General features: G+C 75.7%; 22 protein-coding genes. 14 read left to right on the top strand and 8 right to left on the bottom strand.

Annotated features, from left to right (window positions below; all coding sequences use genetic code 11):
* The first annotated feature begins 52 nt into the window (after positions 1-52).
* Positions 53-1,054, top strand: a complete 1,002-nt coding sequence (locus ACI79A_RS03840; protein ID WP_457080108.1) for a C40 family peptidase — start codon at positions 53-55, stop codon at positions 1,052-1,054.
* A 3-nt stretch (positions 1,055-1,057) separates the two neighbouring features.
* On the opposite strand, the gene ACI79A_RS03835 is transcribed toward ACI79A_RS03840, so the two are convergent.
* On the bottom strand, positions 1,058-1,624 hold the full coding sequence (locus tag ACI79A_RS03835; RefSeq protein ID WP_457080106.1) for a YdeI/OmpD-associated family protein: 567 nt from the start codon (positions 1,622-1,624) through the stop codon (positions 1,058-1,060).
* A 125-nt stretch (positions 1,625-1,749) separates the two neighbouring features.
* Here ACI79A_RS03835 and ACI79A_RS03830 point away from each other — a divergent pair, with 125 nt between their 5' ends.
* The 7 genes from ACI79A_RS03830 to ACI79A_RS03800 all read left to right on the top strand — a co-directional run bounded on the left by ACI79A_RS03830 (position 1,750) and on the right by ACI79A_RS03800 (position 6,218).
* The gene (locus ACI79A_RS03830) at positions 1,750-2,502 is read left to right on the top strand and encodes a histidine phosphatase family protein (protein ID WP_457080104.1); all 753 of its coding nucleotides are present in this window, start codon (positions 1,750-1,752) and stop codon (positions 2,500-2,502) included.
* Positions 2,483-3,373, top strand: coding sequence for an NAD(P)H-hydrate dehydratase (locus tag ACI79A_RS03825; protein ID WP_457080102.1), 891 nt, complete (start codon positions 2,483-2,485; stop codon positions 3,371-3,373). Before ACI79A_RS03830 ends, ACI79A_RS03825 begins: the two co-directional genes overlap by 20 nt.
* Positions 3,370-3,909, top strand: coding sequence for a gamma carbonic anhydrase family protein (locus ACI79A_RS03820; RefSeq protein WP_457080100.1), 540 nt, complete (start codon positions 3,370-3,372; stop codon positions 3,907-3,909). The genes ACI79A_RS03825 and ACI79A_RS03820 overlap by 4 nt, the downstream gene beginning before the upstream one ends.
* A 52-nt stretch (positions 3,910-3,961) precedes the next feature.
* Positions 3,962-4,621, top strand: coding sequence for a sigma factor-like helix-turn-helix DNA-binding protein (locus tag ACI79A_RS03815; protein WP_457080098.1), 660 nt, complete (start codon positions 3,962-3,964; stop codon positions 4,619-4,621).
* 32 nt (positions 4,622-4,653) lie between these two features.
* Entirely contained in the window at positions 4,654-4,911 is a 258-nt protein-coding gene (locus ACI79A_RS03810; protein ID WP_457080096.1) for a DUF167 domain-containing protein, read from the top strand.
* A gap of 27 nt (positions 4,912-4,938) precedes the next feature.
* Positions 4,939-5,976: a zinc-dependent alcohol dehydrogenase family protein gene (locus tag ACI79A_RS03805; protein ID WP_457080094.1), complete on the top strand. Its 1,038-nt coding sequence runs from the start codon at positions 4,939-4,941 to the stop codon at positions 5,974-5,976.
* Between the two features lie 86 nt (positions 5,977-6,062).
* The gene (locus tag ACI79A_RS03800) at positions 6,063-6,218 is read left to right on the top strand and encodes a hypothetical protein (protein WP_457080092.1); all 156 of its coding nucleotides are present in this window, start codon (positions 6,063-6,065) and stop codon (positions 6,216-6,218) included.
* Between the two features lie 5 nt (positions 6,219-6,223).
* Here ACI79A_RS03800 and ACI79A_RS03795 read toward each other — a convergent pair whose 3' ends face one another.
* On the bottom strand, positions 6,224-6,775 hold the full coding sequence (locus tag ACI79A_RS03795) for a hypothetical protein (RefSeq protein WP_457080090.1): 552 nt from the start codon (positions 6,773-6,775) through the stop codon (positions 6,224-6,226).
* Positions 6,772-7,686 (bottom strand): mechanosensitive ion channel family protein, encoded by a 915-nt coding sequence (locus ACI79A_RS03790; protein ID WP_457080088.1) that lies wholly within the window; start codon positions 7,684-7,686, stop codon positions 6,772-6,774. The genes ACI79A_RS03795 and ACI79A_RS03790 overlap by 4 nt, the downstream gene beginning before the upstream one ends.
* A 211-nt stretch (positions 7,687-7,897) precedes the next feature.
* Between ACI79A_RS03790 and ACI79A_RS03785 the strand changes: the two genes are divergently transcribed.
* The 3 genes from ACI79A_RS03785 (at position 7,898) to ACI79A_RS03775 (ending at position 13,495) form a co-directional block, all read left to right on the top strand.
* Positions 7,898-9,805 (top strand): BCCT family transporter, encoded by a 1,908-nt coding sequence (locus ACI79A_RS03785; RefSeq protein WP_457080086.1) that lies wholly within the window; start codon positions 7,898-7,900, stop codon positions 9,803-9,805.
* A gap of 195 nt (positions 9,806-10,000) precedes the next feature.
* Entirely contained in the window at positions 10,001-11,641 is a 1,641-nt protein-coding gene (locus ACI79A_RS03780; RefSeq protein WP_457080084.1) for a methyl-accepting chemotaxis protein, read from the top strand.
* Between the two features lie 258 nt (positions 11,642-11,899).
* Positions 11,900-13,495, top strand: coding sequence for a methyl-accepting chemotaxis protein (locus ACI79A_RS03775; RefSeq protein WP_457080082.1), 1,596 nt, complete (start codon positions 11,900-11,902; stop codon positions 13,493-13,495).
* 16 nt (positions 13,496-13,511) lie between these two features.
* Here the strand turns inward: ACI79A_RS03775 and ACI79A_RS03770 are convergent, their stop codons facing one another.
* From ACI79A_RS03770 to ACI79A_RS03760, 3 genes are read right to left on the bottom strand one after another with little or no spacing between them, the layout of a single operon-like run.
* Entirely contained in the window at positions 13,512-14,348 is an 837-nt protein-coding gene (locus ACI79A_RS03770; RefSeq protein WP_457080080.1) for an ABC transporter ATP-binding protein, read from the bottom strand.
* A complete protein-coding gene (locus tag ACI79A_RS03765; protein WP_457080079.1) occupies positions 14,345-15,379 on the bottom strand; it encodes a FecCD family ABC transporter permease in 1,035 nt (344 codons plus the stop codon). The genes ACI79A_RS03770 and ACI79A_RS03765 overlap by 4 nt, the downstream gene beginning before the upstream one ends.
* A gap of 53 nt (positions 15,380-15,432) precedes the next feature.
* A complete protein-coding gene (locus ACI79A_RS03760) occupies positions 15,433-16,500 on the bottom strand; it encodes a FecCD family ABC transporter permease (RefSeq protein WP_457080077.1) in 1,068 nt (355 codons plus the stop codon).
* Between the two features lie 156 nt (positions 16,501-16,656).
* Here ACI79A_RS03760 and ACI79A_RS03755 point away from each other — a divergent pair, with 156 nt between their 5' ends.
* Positions 16,657-17,661 carry an endonuclease/exonuclease/phosphatase family protein gene (locus tag ACI79A_RS03755; RefSeq protein WP_457080075.1) on the top strand — a complete coding sequence of 335 codons (1,005 nt, stop codon included), beginning with the start codon at positions 16,657-16,659 and terminating at the stop codon, positions 17,659-17,661.
* Between the two features lie 12 nt (positions 17,662-17,673).
* Here the strand turns inward: ACI79A_RS03755 and ACI79A_RS03750 are convergent, their stop codons facing one another.
* Positions 17,674-18,264, bottom strand: a complete 591-nt coding sequence (locus ACI79A_RS03750; protein WP_457080073.1) for a TetR/AcrR family transcriptional regulator — start codon at positions 18,262-18,264, stop codon at positions 17,674-17,676.
* Between the two features lie 126 nt (positions 18,265-18,390).
* On the opposite strand from ACI79A_RS03750, the gene ACI79A_RS03745 reads away from it, so the two are divergent.
* Together ACI79A_RS03745 and ACI79A_RS03740 are read left to right on the top strand one after the other, a co-directional pair.
* Positions 18,391-19,563, top strand: coding sequence for an acyl-CoA dehydrogenase family protein (locus ACI79A_RS03745; RefSeq protein WP_457080071.1), 1,173 nt, complete (start codon positions 18,391-18,393; stop codon positions 19,561-19,563).
* A 55-nt stretch (positions 19,564-19,618) separates the two neighbouring features.
* Positions 19,619-19,888 (top strand): DUF2277 domain-containing protein, encoded by a 270-nt coding sequence (locus tag ACI79A_RS03740; RefSeq protein WP_457080069.1) that lies wholly within the window; start codon positions 19,619-19,621, stop codon positions 19,886-19,888.
* Positions 19,889-19,924: 36 nt separating this feature from the next.
* Here the strand turns inward: ACI79A_RS03740 and ilvA are convergent, their stop codons facing one another.
* Entirely contained in the window at positions 19,925-21,199 is a 1,275-nt protein-coding gene (ilvA, locus tag ACI79A_RS03735; protein WP_457080067.1) for a threonine ammonia-lyase IlvA, read from the bottom strand.
* Positions 21,200-21,203: the final 4 nt, after the last annotated feature.

Raw genomic sequence — 21,203 nt, 5'->3', positions numbered from 1 at the left:
GCGAGGAACTCGTCGCCCCTTCCCCGGGCCGCCTCGCGCAGACGGAGGCACGGTGACCCGATCGACCACCCGCCGGTGGACCCGGGGCGCAGCGCTGGCGCTGAGTGTCGGTGCGGCGCTCACGTTCGTCCCCGCGACGGCCTCCGCCGCCCCGGCCACCGCCGAGCAGGCCCGCCAGGCGGTCACCGAGACCGGCCAGAAGCTCAGCGCGCTGGACGAGGAGGTGCACCAGGCCACCGCCACCGCCGAGGAACAGCGGGCCGCCGCCGGTGCCGCCGCGGCCGCCGCCGCCGAGGCGCAGGTGCAGCTCGACGCGCTGGAGCCCCAGCTGCGGGCGATCGCCCAGTCCGGGTACGTGGGCACCACGCGCGGCCGCCTCGCCGCCTTCCTCACCAGCGGCTCGGCCGACGACCTGGTGCGGCAGATGAGCACCCTGGACCAGCTGGCCTCGCACGCCGACGCCGTCGTCGCCGAGGCCGCCGCCGTCCGGACCGCGGCCGAGCAGGCGCAGCAGGCGGCCACCGACGCAGCGGCCGCCGCCGAGCAGGCCGCGGCCGACCTGCAGCGCCGGCACGACGAGCTCGAGAACGAGATGAGCCGGTACCAGGCGGACTTCGCCCGGCTCTCGGCCGCCGACCAGGTGCGGGTGCAGACGGTGATCGCCGGCCCCGACGTCGTCGCCGCCCCGGCCCCCGCGCCGACCGCGGCCGCCGGCGTCGCGGTGCAGACCGCCCTGGCCCAGACCGGCGACATGTACCTGCCCGGCGGGAGCGGCCCGGACCGGTTCGACTGCTCCGGCCTCACCCAGTACGCCTACGCCGCCGCCGGCATCTCCCTGCCGCACTCCAGCCGGGCGCAGGCCCAGCTGGGCGTGCCGGTGTCGCGCAGCGAGCTGCAGCCCGGCGACCTGGTCTTCTTCTACACCCCGATCAGCCACGTGGGCATGTACATCGGCAACGGCCAGATGGTGCACGCCAGCGTCACCGGCAAGCCGGTCGCGGTGACCAGCGTGGACAAGGGCGGCTACGTCGGCGCCCGCCGCGTCGCCGGCTGACGATCAGCCGCCGGCCAGCTGCCGGACGGCGGTGGCGATGCGTTTGGCGCGGGTCTGCGGGGTGACCGCGGTGTGCACCCGGTGCAGGACGGCGTACCGCTCCCGCGAGCGCAGCGCCGCGAAGGCCGCGGCGGCCTCCGGCACCTCCGCCAGCGCCGCGGCCAGGTCGTCGGGCACGGTGACGGTGGCCGGCCCCGCGTAGGCGCGGTCCCACCGCCCGTCGGCCTGCGCCGCCTCGACCTGGGCGAGCCCGGCCGGGCGCATCCGCCCCTCGGCGATCAGCCGGGCCACCGTCGCCACGTTCTTCTGCGACCAGATGCTCCGCGGCCGCCGCGGGGTGTAGCGGACGGTGAACCAGACGTCGTCCACGCGGTTGCTGCGGCCGTCGATCCAGCCGTGGCACAGCGCCACCTCCACCGCCTCCGCCGCGGTGATCGAGGGGATGCCGGAGGACTTCCTCGCCAGCTTCAGGAACAGCCCGGGCGCCCGGTCGTGCTCGGCGGCCAGCCAGGCGTCGAACCCGGCGGCCGTGGCGAAGGAGAGTACCGGGAGGTCGCCGTCGTCCGCCACCGGGTCATCGTCGCCAGCCGGCCGCGCACCGTCCAGCCGTCTGCGTACGGTTTCGCCGGGTGCCGGCGGGGCTACCGCCACCCGGACGGCGCCCGGTGGCGGTGCCCGGAGCGGACGGAGCGGGCATGGTGCGGGTGCCGGGACCGACACGGCTGTGGCTGGTCCGCCACGGGGAGAGCGTGGGCAACCTCGCCGACGCGCACGCCCACCGGACCGGCGCCGAACGGCTGGAGCTCGACGTCCGCGACCCCGACGTCCCGCTGTCGGACACCGGCGAGCACCAGGCCGACGCCCTGGGCCGCTGGCTGGCCGACCTCCCTGCCGACGAGCGGCCGACCACGGTGCTGAGCTCCCCCTTCGCCCGCGCGGCCGACACCGCGCGGCGCGCGGTCGCCGCCAGCGGGCTGGACCTGCCGGTGCGGTTCGACGAGCGGCTGCGGGAGCGGGACTTCGGCGCCTTCGACGGCATGACCGGGGCCGGCATCCGCGAGCGCTTCCCCGACGAGGCCGAGCGCCGCGCCCACCTGGGCAAGTTCTGGTACCGGCCGCCGGGCGGCGAGAGCTGGGCCGACGTCGCCCTGCGGATCCGCAGCCTGCTGGCCACCGAGGCGCTGCGGCACGACGGCGAGCGGCTGGCCTGCTTCTCCCACCAGGCCGTGATCATGGTCTTCCGCTACGTGCTGGAGGAGCTCCCCGAGCCCGACCTGCTGGAGATCGATGGGCGCGAGCAGGTCGCCAACACCTCGGTCACCCGCTACCGCCGGGACGACGCCGGCGAGCTCCGGCTGGTCGAGTTCAACGCCGTGCACCACCTGACCGACGCCGAGCCCACCCAGGCGCCCGTGACCGAGGAGAGCGATGTCCCGAGCCCGGCCTGAGCCCACCTTCGTGACCCCGCACGTGCTGCGGGGCTGGCGGTTGCCGGAGCCGACCGGGGGCAAGGAGGCCCGCGGCTCGATCCTCGTCGTCGGCGGCAGCACCGAGACCGTCGGCGCGGTGCTGCTGGCCGCCGAGGCCGCGCTGCGCTCCGGCGCCGGCAAGCTGCAGGTCGTCGTCCCCTCGAAGGTCGCCCCGCACGTGTCGATCTCGCTGCCGGAGGCGCTGGTCCGCGGCGTGCCGCACACGGAGGAGGGTGCGATCCGGGCGTCGTCGGCCGAGCTGGTGCTTGACCTGGCGCAGCGCGCCTCGGCGGTGCTCATCGGCCCGGGCATGGCCGACGAGGCGGAGACCCGGGGGCTGGTCGAGCAGCTGCTTCCCCACCTCGACGGGCCGGTCGCGCTGGACGCGCTGGGCCTGGCCGCGGTCACCGCCGAACCGGGCTGCCTGCACCACCTCGGCGGGCAGGTCGTGCTCACCCCGAACCCGACCGAGCTGGCCATCGCGTTGCACGTGGAACACGACGAGGTCGACGACGACCCGGCCGGGGCGGCCCGGCGGCTGGCCGACGACGCGCAGGCCGTGGTCGGGCTCGGTGGGGCCACCAGCTGGGTCGTCGCCCCGGACGGCCGCTCGTGGCAGGACGAGAGCGGCGGCGCGGGGCTGGGGGTCTCCGGCTCCGGCGACGTGCGGGCCGGGATCGTGGCCGGGCTGCTCGCCCGGGGCGCGGAACCCGCGCAGGCCGCGGTCTGGGCGGCGCACCTGCACGGCCGCGCCGGTGAGCGGCTGGCCGCGCGGGTCGGGCGGCTCGGCTTCCTGGCCCGCGAGCTGCCGCCGGAGGTGCCGCGGGTGCTGGCCGAGGTCGACCTGTGACCGCCCCGGACGGCCCGTTCCTCGGGGAGCTGGCTCACGGCGCACCGGCGGTCCACGAGCAGGCGTTCGTCGCGCCGACGGCGGTCGTCGTCGGCCGGGTGACGCTCGGCCCGCGGGCGAGCATCTGGTACGGCGCGGTGGCCCGCGCCGACACCGAGGTGATCGAGATCGGCGCCGACTCGAACGTGCAGGACGGCTCGACCCTGCACAGCGACCCGGGCTTCCCCCTGGTGCTGGGTGAGCGCGTCACCGTCGGCCACGGGGTGGTGCTGCACGGCTGCCGTGTGGACGACGAGGTGCTCATCGGGATGGGCTGCACCGTGCTCAACGGGGCGCACATCGGCACCGGCTCGATCGTCGCCGCCGGGGCCGTGGTCCTCCAGGGCACCGTGGTGCCGCCGCACTCGCTGGTCGCCGGGGTGCCGGCGAAGGTGCGCCGGTCGACCACCGCCGACGACGTCGCCGCGATCCGGGCGAACGCGGTCAGCTACACCGACCGGCTCGACGCCCACCGCGCCGTCCGCCGGGTGGGGTGATGAGCGAGGCCGAGCTGCGGCACCTGGCCGGCTGGCCGGACCCGGCGGCCACGTGAACGACGACACGCTCGCCGGCGCGGGCGCCCTCCTGGTCCCGACGGCCTACCTGCTCACCGGGGACGACCGGTCGGCCCGGGAGCTGGTCGTCGAGGCGCTCACCGGTGCGCTGGGCCGCGGCACCGGGACCGATGAGCGCACGCTGCGCCGCGCGCTCGTCGCCGCGCACGCCGCCTGGCACCGGCGGACCCGCGTGGCGGAGGCGGTCTCCAGCGTCCCGGCCCTCGACGGGCTCCGGGCCAGCGGGCTGCCGGGCACGGCCGCCGTCGGTGCGCCCGCCGCGGGGCCCGGGGAGGTGGCCGCGGCGCTCGCCCGGCTGCCGGCGCGCGAGCGCGCGGTCCTGGTGCTGCGCTACGGGGACGGCCTGACCGACGACGAGGTGGCCGACGCCGTGGGGCTGGGGCCCGAGGCGGTGCCGGGCGAGGTGGACCGGGGCATGGCCCGGCTCGCGGAACGCCTGCCCGGCCCGGACCCCGCCGATCTGCTGCGCCGGGACCTGCCGGCTCGGGCGTCGGCCGTCGCCCCGCCCGGCCCGGAGCTCGCGGCCGCCGTCCGGGACGCGCGGCGCGCTCGGCGGTGGCACCGCGCCGGGCTGGTCGCGCTGCTGGCCTTCCTGCTGGCGGTCGTCCTCGTCGTCGCCGTCGCCCTGGGCTGAGCCCTCGACCCGCTGACGGGCAGGATCGGCGGGTGCGCATTCCCATCCGGGTCCGGCCCGGCGCCGGGCGGACCGTGGTCGGCGGGGAGCACGACGGTGCGCTCGTCGTCCGGGTGTCCGCCCGGGCCGTCGACGGGAAGGCGACCGGGGCCGCGCTGGCCGCCGTCGCCGACGCGTTCGGTGTCCGCCGGTCGGCCGTCAGGCTGGTCACCGGGGCGACGTCCCGGACCAAGGTGGTCGACGTCGACGGCGCCACCGACGCGCGGCTGGCGGACCTGCTCGGTCGCTGAGCCGCGCGGCCGGGCACGCTGTCGGGCGTGCACGCACTGGTGTTCGAGTCCTACGGCGGTCCGCTCGAGGTCCGGGAGGTGCCCGACCCCCGCCCGGCCCCCGCCGGGGTGGTGGTGCGGGTGGAGGCCAGCGGCATCTGCCGCAGCGACTGGCACGCGTGGTCCGGTCACGACCCCGACGTCGTCCTCCCGCACGTGCCCGGCCACGAGCTGGCCGGCACGGTCGCCGCCGTCGGGGCGGACGTGCGGCGGTGGGCGGTCGGTGACCGGGTGACCGTGCCGTTCGTCTGCGCCTGCGGTCGCTGCGCGCCCTGCCGGGAGGGGAACGGTCAGGTCTGCCTGCACCAGACCCAGCCCGGCTTCACCGGCTGGGGGTCGCTCGCCGAGCTGGTCGCCCTGGACGCCGCCGACGTCAACCTCGTCGCCCTGCCCGACGGGCTGCCGGCCACCACCGCGGCCAGCCTGGGCTGCCGGTTCGCCACTGCCTTCCGCGCGCTGACCGGGGTGGGCGGGGTGCGTCCCGGGGAGTGGGTCGCGGTGCACGGCTGCGGTGGCGTGGGGCTGTCGGCGGTCCAGGTGGCGGTCGCGACCGGCGCCCGGGTGGTCGCGGTCGACGTCGCCCCCGGCGCGCTGGAGCTGGCCCGCCGGATGGGCGCCGAGCACACGGTCGACGGGGGCGCCGCCGACGTCCCCGCCGCCGTCGCCGAGCTGACCGGCGGCGGTGCCCACCTCTCGCTGGACGCGCTCGGGTCGGCCGCCACCTGCACGAACTCGATCCGGAGCCTGCGCCCGCGCGGGCGGCACGTGCAGGTCGGCCTGCTGCCCCCGGCGGTGGGCCGGCCGGAGATCCCGATGGAGCTCGTGATCGCCCGGGAGCTCGCCGTGCTCGGCAGCCACGGGATGGCCGCCCGCGACTACCCGGCGATGCTCTCGCTGATCGCCGCGGGCCGACTGCGCCCGGAGCTGCTGGTCACCCGCGAGCTCGGCCTCGCCGACGCCGGTGCCGCACTGGCCGCGGTCGGCCGGGCGCCGGGGATCGCCGTCGTCACCCCGGCGGGGACATGACGATCTGGTGACCTGCTCGCGGAGAGGTTCCCGGCGGCCCGATGGCGAGCATCCCCGGAGGAGGGATCCGAGCTGAGGAGGGCACCGTGTTGGCGCTCATCGCACTGCTGCTGGTCGTCTGGCTGGCCGTCACCGTGATCGGCGCCCTCGTCGAGGGCCTGTTCTGGCTCTTCGTCGTCGGCGTCGTGCTGTTCCTGGTCACCGCGGCCTGGGGGCTCACCCGGAGCAACACCCAGGGCTGACGCGGTCAGCCGGTCGGGGTCGCGTCGGTCGGCTCCTCGTCGGTGCCCTGCTCGGGGCCGGTCGTCGGGCTCTCGTCCGTCGTCGTCGGCCCCGTGGTCCCGGTGGACGGCGCCGGGGCGCGGCTGGTCCGCGGCGTGGTGGTCGGCGTCTCGTCGTCGTCCGGCGTGGTGGACTCCGGGGCCCGGCTCGTGGGTGCCGGCGCGTCGGTGCCCGGACCGGTGGGGTCGGTGGGCGGGAGCGGCGACTCGCTGGGCGGCGGGGTCTCGCTGGGGGTCGGCTCCCCGCAGGTGCTGACCTGGGAGCACGGCACCCGCACGGTCCCGCCGTCGACGGTCTCCACGGTGACGTACGCGGGTCGGATCGCCAGCCAGAGCGCGAACAGCACCACGAACAGCACGCCGATCACCACGGTCGAGGTGTGCGCGCGGCCGATCCGGGACGGCAGCCGGCGCTGCCAGAGCCGGGTGCGGCCGGACTCCGGGGCGGTGCCGACGGAGGGTTGCTCGGTGGTGGCCTGACGCTGGACGGTGGTCGGCTGGTCGTCCGGGGTGCTCATGCTGCTCCTCCGCCGCGGGCCCGGTCCTCGGCCAGCGCCTCGTCCTGGACGCTGGGCAGGTCGGTGGTCGTGGTCGCCCGCAGCGAGACGCCTTCGCGGGAGAGGGCCAGCGCCACCCGCGCCCGCAGGTCACGGCCCACCTCGAACTGCTTGCCGGGCAGCGTCCGGGCCACCATCCGCAGGTTCACCTCGTCCAGGGTGAAGCTCTCCACGCCCATCACCGTCGGCTCGTCCAGCAGCAGCTGGTGCAGACGGGGGGAGGCGAACGCCTGCCGCCCGACCTCGCGCAGCACCTCCTGCACCCGGGCCACGTCGGTGGTCGCCGGCACCGGCACGTCGACCACCGCACGCGCCCAGTCGCGTGAGAGGTTGGTCACCTTCACGATCTGCCCGTTGGGCACGGTGACCACCTCCCCGTCCGGTGAGCGCAGCCGGGTGATCCGCAGCGTGACGTCCTCGACGGTGCCCTCCGCCGGGTCGCCGCCGGCGACGACCTGGATGGAGACCACGTCGCCGAAGCCGTACTGCCGTTCGGTGATCAGGAAGAAGCCGGCCAGCACGTCGCCGACGATGCGCTGGGCGCCGAAGCCCAGCCCCACGCCGAGCACGGTCGCCGGGGCGACCAGGCCGGTGATCGGGACGCCGAGCCGCTCGAGCACGAAGAAGACCGCGATCGACCAGATCAGCACGATCGCCGCCCAGGTGATCACCTGGGTCAGCGAGTGCCGGTGCTTGGCCGCCTCGGAGCGGACCAGGGCGTCGGACTCCCGGGCGGTGGCGTCGATGCGGTCGGTGATGCGGGCGCCGGCCCAGCTGACGAAGCGGGCCAGCAGCACGGCGCCGAGCACGATGAGCAGCGCCTCGAGCCCAGCGCTGCGCAGCCAGTTCCAGACATCCACGAGCGCCTCCATCACCATCCAGTGTGGCCGGTCCGCCTGTGTGTCGGCTGCGCGGGTGGTGCGTCCTGGACGGATGTGGTCCCGGCCGTGTCCGCCGTGGATTTGCGCCGGGGGCCGGGTGCGGCGACGGTGGTCCCTACAACGAGTTGCCCTGAACGGGGGGCAGCTCGCCCGACCTGCGCGCCGACCCGAAGGGAGGGGCGCCGATCAGGCGCCACGCCACGTGACCAATCCACCGAACGACCCACCCGGTCAGCCGCCGCACGGCTCGACCAGCGCCGCCCCGGAAGGCGTCTCCGACGGGGCCCCCCACGCCGCGGCGCCGGACCAGACGATCGACGACGTTCTCGATCCCAGCGTCCCCAGCCAGACTCACCCGGCGATCGCCCAGCCCCCGGCCCAGGAGCACGAGCGCCGGCCACAACTGGACCGGACGGTCTTCGGCGTCGCCGCCGTCATCTCGCTGGCCTTCCTGGCCTGGGGCTTCCTCAGCCCGAGCGGCCTGGGCTCCGCCAGCAGCAGCGCGCTCGGCTGGATCGAGCTGAACCTCGGCTGGTTCTTCGTGCTGCTCGGCACCGCCGTGGTGCTCTTCGTGCTCTGGATCGCCGCCAGCACCTACGGCCGCATCCCGCTCGGCGGGGACGGCGAGCGGCCGGAGTTCCGGACGATCAGCTGGATCGCCATGATGTTCAGCGCCGGCATGGGCATCGGCCTGATGTTCTTCGGCGTCTCCGAGCCGCTGTCGCACTACGTCTCCCCGCCGCCGGGCACCGTCCCCGGCGAGACCCAGGAGGCCGTCACCACGGCGATGGCCACCACGCTCTTCCACTGGACGCTGCACCCCTGGGCGTTGTACGCCCTCGTCGGGCTGGCTGTCGCCTACGGCACGTACCGCCGGGGCCGCGGCCAGCTGCTCTCCTCGGCGTTCACCTCGCTGTTCGGGCGTGGGGTCGCCGAGGGGCCGGCCGGCAAGGTCATCGACGTCCTCGCCATCTTCGCCACGCTCTTCGGCACGGCCGCCTCCCTGGGGCTCGGTGCCCTGCAGATCGGCAGCGGGCTGGAGATCCTCGGCTGGCTCGGCCCGGTGGGCAACGCGGCGACGGTGGGCATCATCGCGGTGCTGACCGCGGCCTTCGTGGCCTCCGCCTTCTCCGGCATCGCCCGAGGCATCCAGTGGCTGTCCAACATCAACGTCGCCCTGGCCTTCACCCTGGCGCTGTTCGTCTTCGTCGTCGGCCCCACGGTGCTGATGCTGAACCTGGTGCCGACCGCGCTGGGCTCGTACGCCGCCGAGCTCCCCGAGATGGCCGCGCGCACCAACGCCTCCGGCGGCGACGCGATGGCCGAGTGGCTGTCGAGCTGGACGGTCTTCTACTGGGCGTGGTGGATCTCCTGGACGCCGTTCGTGGGTGTCTTCCTCGCCCGGATCAGCCGCGGCCGCACGATCCGGGAGTTCATCGCCGGCGTGCTGCTCGTGCCCAGCGTCGTCACGCTGTTCTGGTTCGCCATCTTCGGCGGAGCCGGGATCGGCGCCCAGCAGTCGGGCGAGGACCTCGCCGGCCAGTCCACGGCCGAAGGTCAGCTGTTCGGCCTGCTCCAGGAGCTGCCCTTCACCACGGTCACCAGCGTGATCGTGATGCTGCTGGTCGGGATCTTCTTCGTGACCGGCGCGGACTCGGCCTCGATCGTGATGGCGTCGCTGTCCGAGCGCGGTACCCGTGAGCCGACCTCGAAGATGGTCGTCTTCTGGGGGCTGCTGACCGGTGGGGTGGCCGCTGTGATGCTGCTCGTCGGCGGCGATGAGGCGCTGCAGGGGCTGCGGAACCTGACGATCATCGCCGCGCTCCCCTTCGCGCTGGTGATGATCGGGCTGGCGGTCGCGCTGACCAAGGACCTGCGCTCGGACCCGATGGTGCTCCGGCGCGCCTACGCCGCGGAGGCCGTCGAGCAGGCCGTGGTCCATGGGATCAGCCGGCACGGTGACGACTTCGTGCTGGTCGTCGAGCACACCGCCCCGGGTACGACGGGGGACGGGACGGAACCCGGCGGGCAGCCCGACGGAGCGCCGGCGTCCGGGGACACCCGGGACGAGGACCTCCCGGTGGGCCGGCCCCAGGACCCCCGGGGCTGAGGAGGCCCGTTCTCCGCACCCCTCGCAGGCTCAGGAGGGGGCCCGACCCGGAGCCGCACGACGGCCCGTCCGCCACCCGGCGGGCGGGCCGTCGCCGTTTCCGGGTGGCGGACCGGTCACGGCGCGCACCGGGACTGCCGATGCGGCGGTGCAGATGGGCCGCGCAACCACCGTTCCCCTCCCAGGAGTCGCCCGATGCTCAGCCCCCCGCCCGCCGACCCCGGCGCCGCGGCCCCCGCTCGTCGCCGCGCGTGGTGGGGTGACCTGCCGGTGGCCACCAAGGTGCTCACCGCCGTCGGGGTCGCCTCCGCCGTCGCCGTGGTCATCGGCGTGACCGGGTTGCAGGCGCTCGCCGCGGAGGCCGAGACCACCGAGCGGATCTACCACGAGGACGTGCTCGGCATCGACGCCATCACCGCGCTGATCGGGGACGTGCAGGGGGTGGCGGTCGCCCAGCGCGACGCCGTCCTCGCCGACACCCCGGCCGAGGTCTCCGCCGCGCTGCAGCGGGTGACCGACGCCCGGGCCGGCTTCGACGCCCACCTCGAGGAGTTCCTCGCCCTGGACCACCCCGCGGAGGCCGAGGAAGCGCTGGCGGGGATCGCGGCGACCTTCGACCGCACCGAGGAGATCGAGGACACCGTCCTCGCCGACCTGGCCCAGGCGGACGACCAGCCTGGCTGGCTCGCCGTCCACGAGGCCCAGGTGGCCCCGCTGTTCGACACCATGCTCACCGGGCTCGCCGAGATGGAGCAGCTGGCGAGCGACGATGCCGCCGCCGGCGCGCAGGCGGCCGCCGATCAGAGCGCCCGCACGCGGACCATCTCCGTCACCGTCCTCGTGGTCGGCGTGCTCGTCGCGCTCGCCGTCGGCTGGCTGGTGAGCCGCAACCTGCGCCGGGACGTCCGCCGCGTGGAGCGGGTCGCCGAGGCGCTGGCCGCCGGCGACCTGACCGCCACCAGCGGGCTCACCACCCGCGACGAGCTCGGCCGGATGGGCGCCGCTCTCGACGAGGCGATGGGCCGGCTGCGCTCGGTGATGGCGGCCGTCGTCGGCTCGTCGTCCACCGTCGCCGCGTCCTCGGAGGAGCTCTCCGCCTCCGCCGCGCAGATCTCCGCGTCGGCCGAGGAGACCAGCGTGCAGGCCGGCGTCGTCTCCGGCGCCGCCGAGGAGGTGTCGCGCAGCGTGGCGACCGTCGCCGCCGGCGCCGAGGAGATGAACGCGGCGATCCTGGAGATCTCCGAGAGCGCCAACGAGGCCGCCCGGGTGGCGGCCGGCGCCGTGGCCCAGGCCGCCACCACCACCGCGACCGTCGTCGCGCTGGGGGAGTCGTCCCGGGAGATCGGCGAGGTCGTCAAGGTGATCACCGCGATCGCGGACCAGACGAACCTGCTGGCCCTCAACGCGACCATCGAGGCCGCCCGGGCCGGTGAGTCGGGCAAGGGCTTCGCGGTGGTCGCCAGCGAGGTCAAGGACCTCTCGGAGGAGACGGCGAGGGCCACCGAGGACATCGCCCGCCGGGTCGAGGCGATCCAGGCCGACACCGGGTCGGCGGTCGCGGCGATCGAGCAGATCTCCGCGGTGATCGGTCGGATCGACGACTTCCAGCTGACCATCGCCAGCGCGGTCGAGGAGCAGACGGCGACGACGAACGAGATGTCGCGGTCGGTGCAGGAGGGGGCGACCGGGTCCACGGGGATCGCCGCGAACATCACCGGGGTCTCGGAGGCGGCCGGGCAGACCACCCGGGCGCTGGCCCAGACGCGGATCGCGGTGGACGAGCTGACCCGGCTGGCCAGCGACCTCCGTGCGGCGGTCGCGCACTTCAGCTACTGAGCGGACCCCGCCGCCCCGGGGCGGGTGGGGCGCACGGGGCACCGGGGGCGGACGGGGACCCCGCCCACCTCCAGCGGGACGCCGGCCTGCCGATGGGGAGGGCAGAACCGAGAACACCCGGTTCTGCTGAAACGGACGGCAGGGCGACGGATCCCCGGTCGAGTGGACCGCGGAGTGGATCCAGCGTCCTGCTCGAGATCGGGTCGCGCCGCAACCGATCCGTCCCGAGTCAGGCACCGACCCTCAGCTGGAGTCCCGATGGCAGCGTCCTCCCCCCACCGGTCCCGCGCCGGGTTCGCCGACCTCCGGCTGGCCGTGCGGTTCGGCGTCCTGCTCGGCGTCGTCGCCGTGGCGTTCGCCGCGCTGCTCACCACCACCCTGATCGCGCACGGCGTCGTCCGGGAGGAGAGCCAGGCCGAGGTCGCCCTCTCCGACGCCCGGGCGCTGGTGCTCCAGCTGGACACCCGGGCCAGCGAGCTCAAGGTCGACGCGCTCAAGGCCCTGGTGAGTGCGGACCCGCGGGTCCAGCTCGCGGACCTGGCCGATGACACGGCCAGGACCGAGGAGCTGCTCGCCCAGCTGGCGGCCGTCCCGCTCGGCGGGCCGATCGCCGCGGACGTCGCCGCGCTCGAGAACACCGTCACCGGCTACACCGGCGCCATCGACGCCTTCATCCAGGGCGCGGTCGCCGACCAGGCCGGGATGCGGCTGCGCCACGAGGAGATCCAGCAGGCCAACGACGTCTCCGACGCCGCGGTCAGCGCGCTGAAGGACGACCTCGCCGCCCGGTCGACCGCGGCCGAGGCGCACCTGCGGTCCGCGATCTCCACCGCCGACCGGATCGCCGTCCTCACCGCCGTCGTGGGCACCCTGCTGGTCGCCGGCGTCTGCCTGCTGCTGCAGCGGTCGATCGCCCGCCCCCTGGGCCGGGTCCGGTCGGCGCTGGTGGCGATGGCCGCCGGCGACCTCACCCGGTCGCCCGAGGTGACCGCGCGCGACGAGGTCGGCCAGATGGCGTCGGCGCTGGACACCGCCCAGGCGCACCTGCGCGGGGTGATCGGCTCGGTCGCCGCCTCCTCCGACGCCGTGGCCGCCGCGTCCGAGCAGCTGTCGGCGTCGGCCGGGCAGATCTCGGCGTCGGCGGAGGAGACCTCGGCGCAGTCCGGTGTCGTCTCCGCCGCCGCCGACGAGGTGTCCCGCAACGTGGCGACCGTCGCAGCCGGCGCCGAGGAGATGGGCGCGTCGATCCGGGAGATCAGCCAGAACGCCAACGAGGCCGCCCGGGTGGCCGCGCAGGCGGTCGCCGAGGCGCAGGCGACCACCGGGACCATCGAGCAACTGGGGATCAGCTCGCAGGAGATCGGTGCGGTGATCAAGACCATCACGAGCATCGCGGAGCAGACCAACCTGCTGGCGCTGAACGCCACCATCGAGGCCGCGCGGGCCGGGGACGCGGGCAAGGGCTTCGCCGTCGTCGCCAACGAGGTCAAGGAGCTGGCGCAGGAGACCGCCCGGGCGACCGAGGACATCGCCCGCCGGGTGCAGGCGATCCAGGGCGACACCGCCGGCGCGGTGGCCGCCATCGGCCGCATCAGCGAGGTGATCGGCAGCATCAACGACTTCCAGCTGACCATCGCCTCGGCCGTGGAGGAGCAGACGGCGACGACGAACGAGATGTCGCGGTCGGTGCAGGAGGCCGCGGGTGGGTCGACGGAGATCGCGGCGAACATCACCGGCGTCTCGGCCGCGGCGTCGTCCACCACCGAGGCGCTGGCTCAGACCCGGCAGGCGGTCGACGAGCTGTCCCGGATGGCGGCCGAGCTGCGCACCGCCGTGGGGGCCTTCTCGTACTGATCCGGCCGGAGCGCCCTCACCGCAGGCGGCGGACCGGGATCACCATGGGGGTGCCGGTGACCGGGTCGGGGACGACCCGGGCCTCCAGCTCGAACACGTCGGCGAGCAGCTGCTCGGTGAGCACCTCCGCCGGCGTGCCCGCCGCGACGAGCACGCCGTCCTTCATCGCCACCAGCCGCCGCGCGTAGCGCGCCGCCAGGTTCAGGTCGTGCAGCACGACGACGACGGTCCGGCCGCGCTCGGCGTGCAGCCGGCCGACCAGCTCGAGCACGTCGACCTGGTGGGCGAGGTCGAGGTAGGTGGTCGGCTCGTCGAGCAGCAGCAGGTCGGTGCCCTGGGCCAGCGCCATGGAGATCCACGCCCGCTGCCGCTGCCCGCCCGACAGCGCGTCGACCGGGGAGTCGGCCAGTTCGGCCATGTCGGTCCAGCTCAGCGCCTCGGCGACCACCGCCTCGTCGTCGGAGGACCACTGGCGCAGCCAGCTCTGGTGCGGGTGCCGGCCGCGCGCCACCAGGTCGGCGACGGTCAGCCCCTCCGGCGCCAGCGGCGTCTGCGGCAGCAGGCCGAGCACCTTGGCGACCTCGCGGGTCGGGGTGCTGGTGATGGCCCGGCCGTCGAGCAGCACGGTGCCCCCGGTGGGGCGCAGCAGCCGGCCCAGCGCCTTCAGCAGGGTCGACTTGCCGCAGCCGTTCGGGCCGACGATCGCGGTGAACGAGCCGTCGGTGAGCTCGAGGTCCAGCGAGTCGACGACGACCTTCTCGCCGTAGGCCAGCCGGACGCCGTCGGCCGCGAGCCGCACCGGCGGGGCGTCGGGGCGGGTGGTGTCGCGCGCGAGCGTGGGTGAGGCAGTCACAGGGTCGATCGCCGCCTTCCGCGGACGAGGAGCCAGAGCAGGTACGGGGCGCCGACCACGGCGGTCACCACCCCGACGGGGAACGAGTCGGGCAGCACGGTGCGGGCCACCAGGTCACTGCCGATCAGCAGCAGCCCGCCCAGCAGCCCCGAGGCGAGCACCGGCGGCCGCGAGCCACCGGCGAGCCGGACGGCGATCTGCGGCACCACCAGCGCGACGAACTGGATCGGCCCGGCGGCGGCGACGGCGAACGCGGCCAGCGCCACCGCGACCAGCACGACGACGGCCTGCGCGCCGGCCAGCCGCACCCCGAGAGCCCGGGCGGTGTCGTCGCCGAACTGGAGCACCCCCAGCACCCGGCTCAGCGCGAGCGCGGCGGGGAGCAGCACCACGAGGGCCAGCGCCAGCGGCACCGCCTGGTCCCAGCCCCGCCCGTTCAGCGAGCCGGTGAGCCACACGTTGGCCGCCGCGGCGTCGTTGATGTCGCTCCGGGTGAGCAGGTAGCCGATCAGCGCCTGGGCGAAGGCGGCCAGCCCGACGCCGACCAGCACCAGCCGGTAGCCGTCGATGCCCTTGCGCCAGGCCAGGCCGAAGATGAGTGCCGCGGTGAGCAGGCCGCTGGCGAGCGCGGCGGCCGGCAACCCGGCCCCGCCCAGCAGCGCCCCGGCGCCGGTGGTGCCGCCCAGCACGATCACCGCGACCGCGCCGACCGCCGCCCCGCCGGTGACGCCGAGGATGTCCGGGCTGGCCAGGGGGTTGCGGGCGAAGGTCTGGAACAGCGCGCCGGACACCCCCAGCGCCAGCCCGACGAGCAGGCCGACCACGACCCGGGGCGCGCGCAGCTCGAGCACGATGAACCGCTGGGTGTCGTCGCCGGCGCCGACCAGCGTGCCGAGCACCTCCGGGACGCTGATCGGGTAGTCGCCGCGACCCAAGTTGAGCGCGCTGACCACGACCAGCACCACCAGCACCGCCAGCGGGACGACGAGCTGCCGGGGGCGGTACACCCCGGAGAGGGGGCCGATCCGCACGGCCCGCCGGGGGTGGGGGCGCCGCTCGGGGGCGCGGGGAGGCGCGGCGAGGGTCACAGCGCCGCCAGCTTCCGGCGGCGGACCAGGGCGATGAAGAACGGTGCGCCGACCACGGCGAGCACGATCCCCACCTGCAGCTCGCCGGGCCGGGCCACGATCCGGCCCAGCACGTCGGCGAGCAGCAGGAAGACCGCGCCCAGCAGCGCGGAGTACGGCACCAGCCAGCGGTGGTCGGGCCCGGTGACCGCCCGGGCCACGTGCGGCACCACCAACCCGACGAACACGATCGGCCCGCAGGCGGCCGTCGCGGCGCCCGCCAGCAGGGTGATCGCCGCCAGGCCCACGCCGCGGGCCAGCCAGATCCGGGTGCCCAGCCCGCGGGCGACGTCCTCGCCGAGGCCGAGCAGGTTCAGCGCCGGCGCGTTGACCAGGGCGAGCACCAGGCCGACGACGATGAAGGGGGCGACCTGCGCGGCCACCGTGGCGTCCCGGCCGGCGAGGGCCCCGACCACCCAGAACCGGTAGGCGTCCAGCGCCGTGGTCTCCCGGATGGTGATCGCCTGGATCAGCGCGTAGAGCAGGGCCGTCAGCGCGGCACCGGCCAGTGCCAGGGTCACCGGGGTGGACCCGCCGGGGCCGGCGGAGCCGATCGCGTAGACCGTGACGCTGCCCAGCAGCGCACCGGCCAGGGCGAACCAGACGTAGCCGCCGGGGGAGCTGATGCCCAGCAGCCAGATGGACAGCACGACGGCGAACGAGGCGCCCGCGGTGACCCCGAGCAGCCCCGGGTCGCCCAGCGGGTTGCGGGTGTGCCCCTGCATCAGCGCGCCGGAGACGCCCAGCGCGACCCCGGCGAGCACGCCCAGCACGGTCCGGGGCACCCGGAGCTCGCGGATGATGAGCGCCTCGTCGCCCGGGGTGGAGGCGTCGCTCAGCGCCTGCCAGACGGTGCCGAGCCCGATCGGCCGGGTGCCGACCGTGATGCTCAGGACGCAGGCCGCCAGCGCCAGCCCGAGCAGCAGCCAGAGCCCGAGCGTGCGGGTGAACGCACCGCGCAGCAGGCCGCGGCGGGGTTGCTCGGCGGTCGCCCGTGGAGCCGCGGTGGCCGTGCGCTGCGCCACGAGCTGCTCCTGGGGGACGAGGGGACGGCCGGCGTCCGGCCAGGGAAAGCAAGGCTCACCTTACTCATCGGTCCGGCCGGGTGGCAGCCCGGCGGGGTGAGCGATCCAACTCCGCGGAGTCGACCGGCGGGCGCGGCCGACCGCCAGGATGGGCGGGTGCGCCGGCTCTCCGCTCTGCAGGGCGCGGCGCTGGCGTACGGCGTCGCGGCCACCGTGGTGGTCCTCGCGGTCCTCGTGCTCGGCGACCGGTGGGCGGTGACCTACACCGCGGCGCTGTTCTCCTCCTGGTGGCTGCTCCCGGCCCCGGTGCTGCTGGTCGCCGGGATCGCCCGGCGGTCCTGGCCGGTCGTGACGGCGGTCGTCGTCCCCGCGGTGCTGTGGGCCTGGCTGCAGGGGCCGCTGCTGGTCAACCGGGTGGGCGGGGAGGACGGCCCGGCCGATCTGCGGGTGGCCACCTACAACGTGACCGCCGGCGCCCCGCTCGACGGGCTGGCCACGCTGGTGCGCGAGCAGGACCCCGACGTCCTGCTGCTGCAGGAGGTCGTCGACCGGCGGCGCCCGGAGGTCGAGGCGCTGCCGGGCTACCCGCACCGCTCGTTCGGCCGGCTGGCCGCGAACGGGGAGGACGGCGACCGGGACGTCGTCCTCTCGCGGTACCCGATCGTGGACGTGCGCCCGGTGACCGGGCTGCCCGAGGGCGCCCGACCGGTGGACGTGGTCACCCTGGACGTGGACGGACGGGAGCTCGCCGTCCTCTCGGTGCACCTGGCCTCACCGTGCCTGGGCTGCGGTGGCGGACGCCGTGAGGCGAACCCCGCCGGGGGGACGGGCGCCGCGGCCCGTGTGCGGGTCGCCGAGGCCGAGCGCCTGGCCACCGTCGTCGCCGGGCTGGTGGCCGAGGGCCGGCCGGTGGTGCTCGGTGGCGACCTCAACTCCTCCACGCTCAACGAGCCGCTGCGGGTGCTGACCGGCGCGGGGCTCGTGGACGTGCACCGCGCGGTCGGCACGCGGCCGCAGTTCACCCGCGGTCCGGGCCCCGGCGTGGCCCGGGTCGACGTGGTGCTCGTCGCGGGGCTGCGGCCGGTCGCGGACGCGGAGGGCGCGCGGGGGGCGAGCACGCACTCGCCGGTCGTCGCCGACCTCGCCTGGCCGGGGACCTGACCCGGCCCTCGATCAGCGCGGGGCGGTGCCGGCGACGACGAGGTCGGCGAGCTCCCGGTAGGCGGCGGCGTCGTCCAGCCCGGTCGCGGCGCGGACGTCGCCCCGGTGGATCGCGGCCATGACCTGCGCGACCGCCGTCCCGACGAAGGAGGCGTGCACCGGGCGGACGGTGCCCGCGGTGACGCCCTCGGCGACCAGGCGCTGCACCCGGGCGGCGGCCGCGCGGGTGTTGTGCTGGTAGATCTCCCGCGCCGGGGCGAACGCGGCCAGGTCGGCGAAGAACGCCGGGGAGGCCGGCTGCAGCTGCGCGGCGACGGCGAGCAGGTAGGCGCTGATCCGCTCGCGGTGGTCGGCGGGGGCTGCGGCGCGCTCCTCCACGGCCGCGGTGGCGACCTGGAAGAACCGCTTCACCCCGGCCACCACCAGCTGCTCCTTGCTGGCCGCGATGCCGTAGAGCGTGCTCTTGGAGCAGTGCAGCCGGCGGGCCAGCTCGTCGAGGGTGAACGCCGCGAACCCCTCGGCCAGCATCAGCCCGACCAGCTGGTCGAGCAGCTCCGCGCGCCGGGCGGTGGCGCGGGGGCTGCGGGTCTCCAGCGACGTCATGGCGCCTCCCTCCGGGTACCGGAGGGTAACAACGGCGACGCTCTTGAGTACTGGGAGCGGTACTGCGTACCGTCCGGCAGTACTGCCCGCGGGACATCGGCGTCCCGCCGTCCCGGAGGTCTCCCCGTGCCCGTCGCCCGCCTCGTGCCCACCCAGGAGGCCGCGGACCTCCTCCAGCTGACCCGGGAGCTGGCCCGCGCCGAGCTCGCCCCCCGGGCCGCCGCCGCGGAGGCCGACGAGGAGTTCCCGCGGGAGGTGTTCCGCACCCTCGGCCGGGCCGGGCTGCTCGGCCTGCCCTACGCCGAGGAGCTGGGCGGCGGCGGGCAGCCCCTCGAGGTGTACCTGCAGGTGCTCGAGGAGATCTCGGCCGCCTGGGCCAGCGTCGGCGTCGGGGTGAGCGTGCACGGGCTGTCCTGCTTCGCGCTGGCCACCCGGGGCACGCCGGAGCAGCAGGAGTGGCTGCCCGACCTGCTCGGCGGCGAACTGCTCGGCGCGTACTGCCTGTCCGAGCCGCACGCCGGCTCCGATCCGGCGGCGATGCGCACCCGGGCCGTGCGGAACGGGGACGTCTACGTGCTGTCCGGGGAGAAGGCCTGGACCACGCACGGCGGGCACGCGGACTTCTACACGGTGATGGCCCGCACCTCCGACGACGGCGCCCGCGGCATCTCCTGCTTCCTCGTCCCCGCCGACAGCGAGGGGCTGTCCGCCGACCCCGCCGAGCGCAAGATGGGGCTGACCGGCTCGACCACGGCGACCATGCGGTTCGACGGCGTCCGCGTCGACGCCGGCCGCCGGCTGGGGGAGGAGGGCGAGGGGCTGTCCATCGCCCTCGCCGGTCTGGACGCCGGCCGGCTGGGGATCGCCGCCGTCGCCACCGGGCTGGCCCAGCGCGCGCTGGACGACGCGGTCGCCTACGCCAAGGAGCGGGAGACCTTCGGCGCGCCGATCATCGAGCACCAGGGCCTGGGCTTCCTGCTCGCCGACATGGCCGCCGCCGTGGAGACCTCCCGGGCCACGTACCTGGCCGCGGCCCGGCTGCGCGACGCCGGCCGGCCGTACGGGCGGCAGGCCTCGATCGCCAAGCTGGTGGCCACCGACAACGCGATGAAGGTGACCACCGACGCCGTCCAGGTGCTCGGCGGCTACGGCTACACCCGTGACTTCCCGGTCGAGCGCTACATGCGGGAGGCGAAGGTCATGCAGATCTTCGAGGGCACCAACCAGATCCAGCGACTGGTGATCAGCCGGGCCCTGGCCCGCGGCGGCGCAGCGGACACCACCACCGTCGTCCCGTGACCTCCCCGCCGAATGGCCATTCTGGCGGGGAGGTCAGGGGCCTACGCTGCCCGGCATGTGTCGGAACATCCACGTCCTGCACAACCTGGAGCCCGCCACCACCTCCGAGGAGGTCCGCGCGGCGGCGCTGCAGTACGTGCGCAAGGTGAGCGGCTCGACCAAGCCGTCGCAGGCGAACCAGGCGGCGTTCGACCGGGCGGTCGAGGAGATCGCGCACGCCACCGAGCACCTGCTCGCCGACCTGGTCACCACCGCGCCGCCCAAGGACCGCGAGGTGCTCGCCGCCCAGGCCCGCGCCCGCTCCGCGGCCCGCTACGGCCGCTGACGCTCACTTTCCGCGCGGAAAGCAAACCGGGGGCCGCTAGAAGCTGGGGCCGGAGACCAGGTAGCGGTACGCGGTCGTGCCCGGCTGCAGGTGCTGGATGGTCAGCGGGCCGGCCTCGATCCGGGCCAGCAGCGGCGCCAGGCCCTCGGGGCTGCCCAGCTCGATGCCGGTCAGCGCCGCCCCGGTGTCCCGGTTGTCGCGCTTGACGTACTCGAACCGCACGATGTCGTCGTCCGGGCCGAGCACCTCGTCGAGGAAGCGGCGCAGCGCGCCGGGCTCCTGCGGGAACTCCACCAGGAACCAGTGCTTGAGCCCCTGGTGCACCAGGGACCGCTCGACGATCTCGGCGTACCGGCTGACGTCGTTGTTGCCGCCCGACAGCAGGCAGACGACGGTCTGCCCGGGCTCCACCCGGACGGCGCCCCCGGTCAGCGCCGCGGTGGCCAGCGCCCCGGCGGGCTCGGCGATCACGCCGTCGACCTGGTAGAGCTCCAGCATCTCGGTGCAGATCTGCCCCTCCGGGACGGCGACCAGCTCCGCGCCGCTGTCGCGCACCAGCGGGTGGGTGACCTTCCCGACCCGGCGCACCGCGGCGCCGTCGACGAAGGTGTCGATCTCGCGCAGCTCGACGGGTGCGCCGGCGGCCAGCGCCGCGGCCATGCTCGCCGCGCCGGCCGGCTCGACGCCGATCAGCCGGGTGCCGGGGCTGTGCTCGCGCAGCCAGGTGCCGCAACCGGCCAGCAGCCCACCGCCACCGACCGGCAGGACGACGACGTCCGGGGCACCGCCCAGCTGGTCGAGCACCTCCACGGCCACGGTGGCCTGCCCGACCACGGTGGAGAGCGCGTCGAACGCCGGCACCAGGGTGGCCCCGGTCATCTGTGCGGAGGCGGCGGCCGCGGCGGCCGCGTCGTCGTAGGTGTCGCCGGTGACCACCAGCTCCACCATGTCCCCGCCGAGCGCGGCGATCCGCTGCCGCTTCTGCCGGGGCGTGGTCCCGGGGACGAACACCCGGCCGCGGACGCCCAGCACCCGGCACGCGTAGGCCACGCCCTGGCCGTGGTTGCCGGCGCTGGCGCAGACCGCCCCGGCGGCGCGGCCGGCGGCGTCGAGCTGGCTGATCGTGTTGTAGGCGCCGCGCACCTTGTACGAGCGGCCGACCTGCAGGTCCTCCCGCTTCACCCACACCTCGGCGCCGGTCAGCTCGGACAGGCGGGCGTTGCGCTGCAGGGGGGTCCGCTCGGCGACCCCGGCGAGCCGCCGGACGGCGTCGGAGACCTCCGCGGAGAAGGAGGTGCGGACGTCGGTCACCGGG

It is taken from the genome of Modestobacter sp. SYSU DS0657 (genome assembly GCF_054050925.1).
The sequence above is the reverse complement of the archived record's forward strand: the minus strand, read 5'-3'. Positions and strand labels throughout refer to the sequence as shown.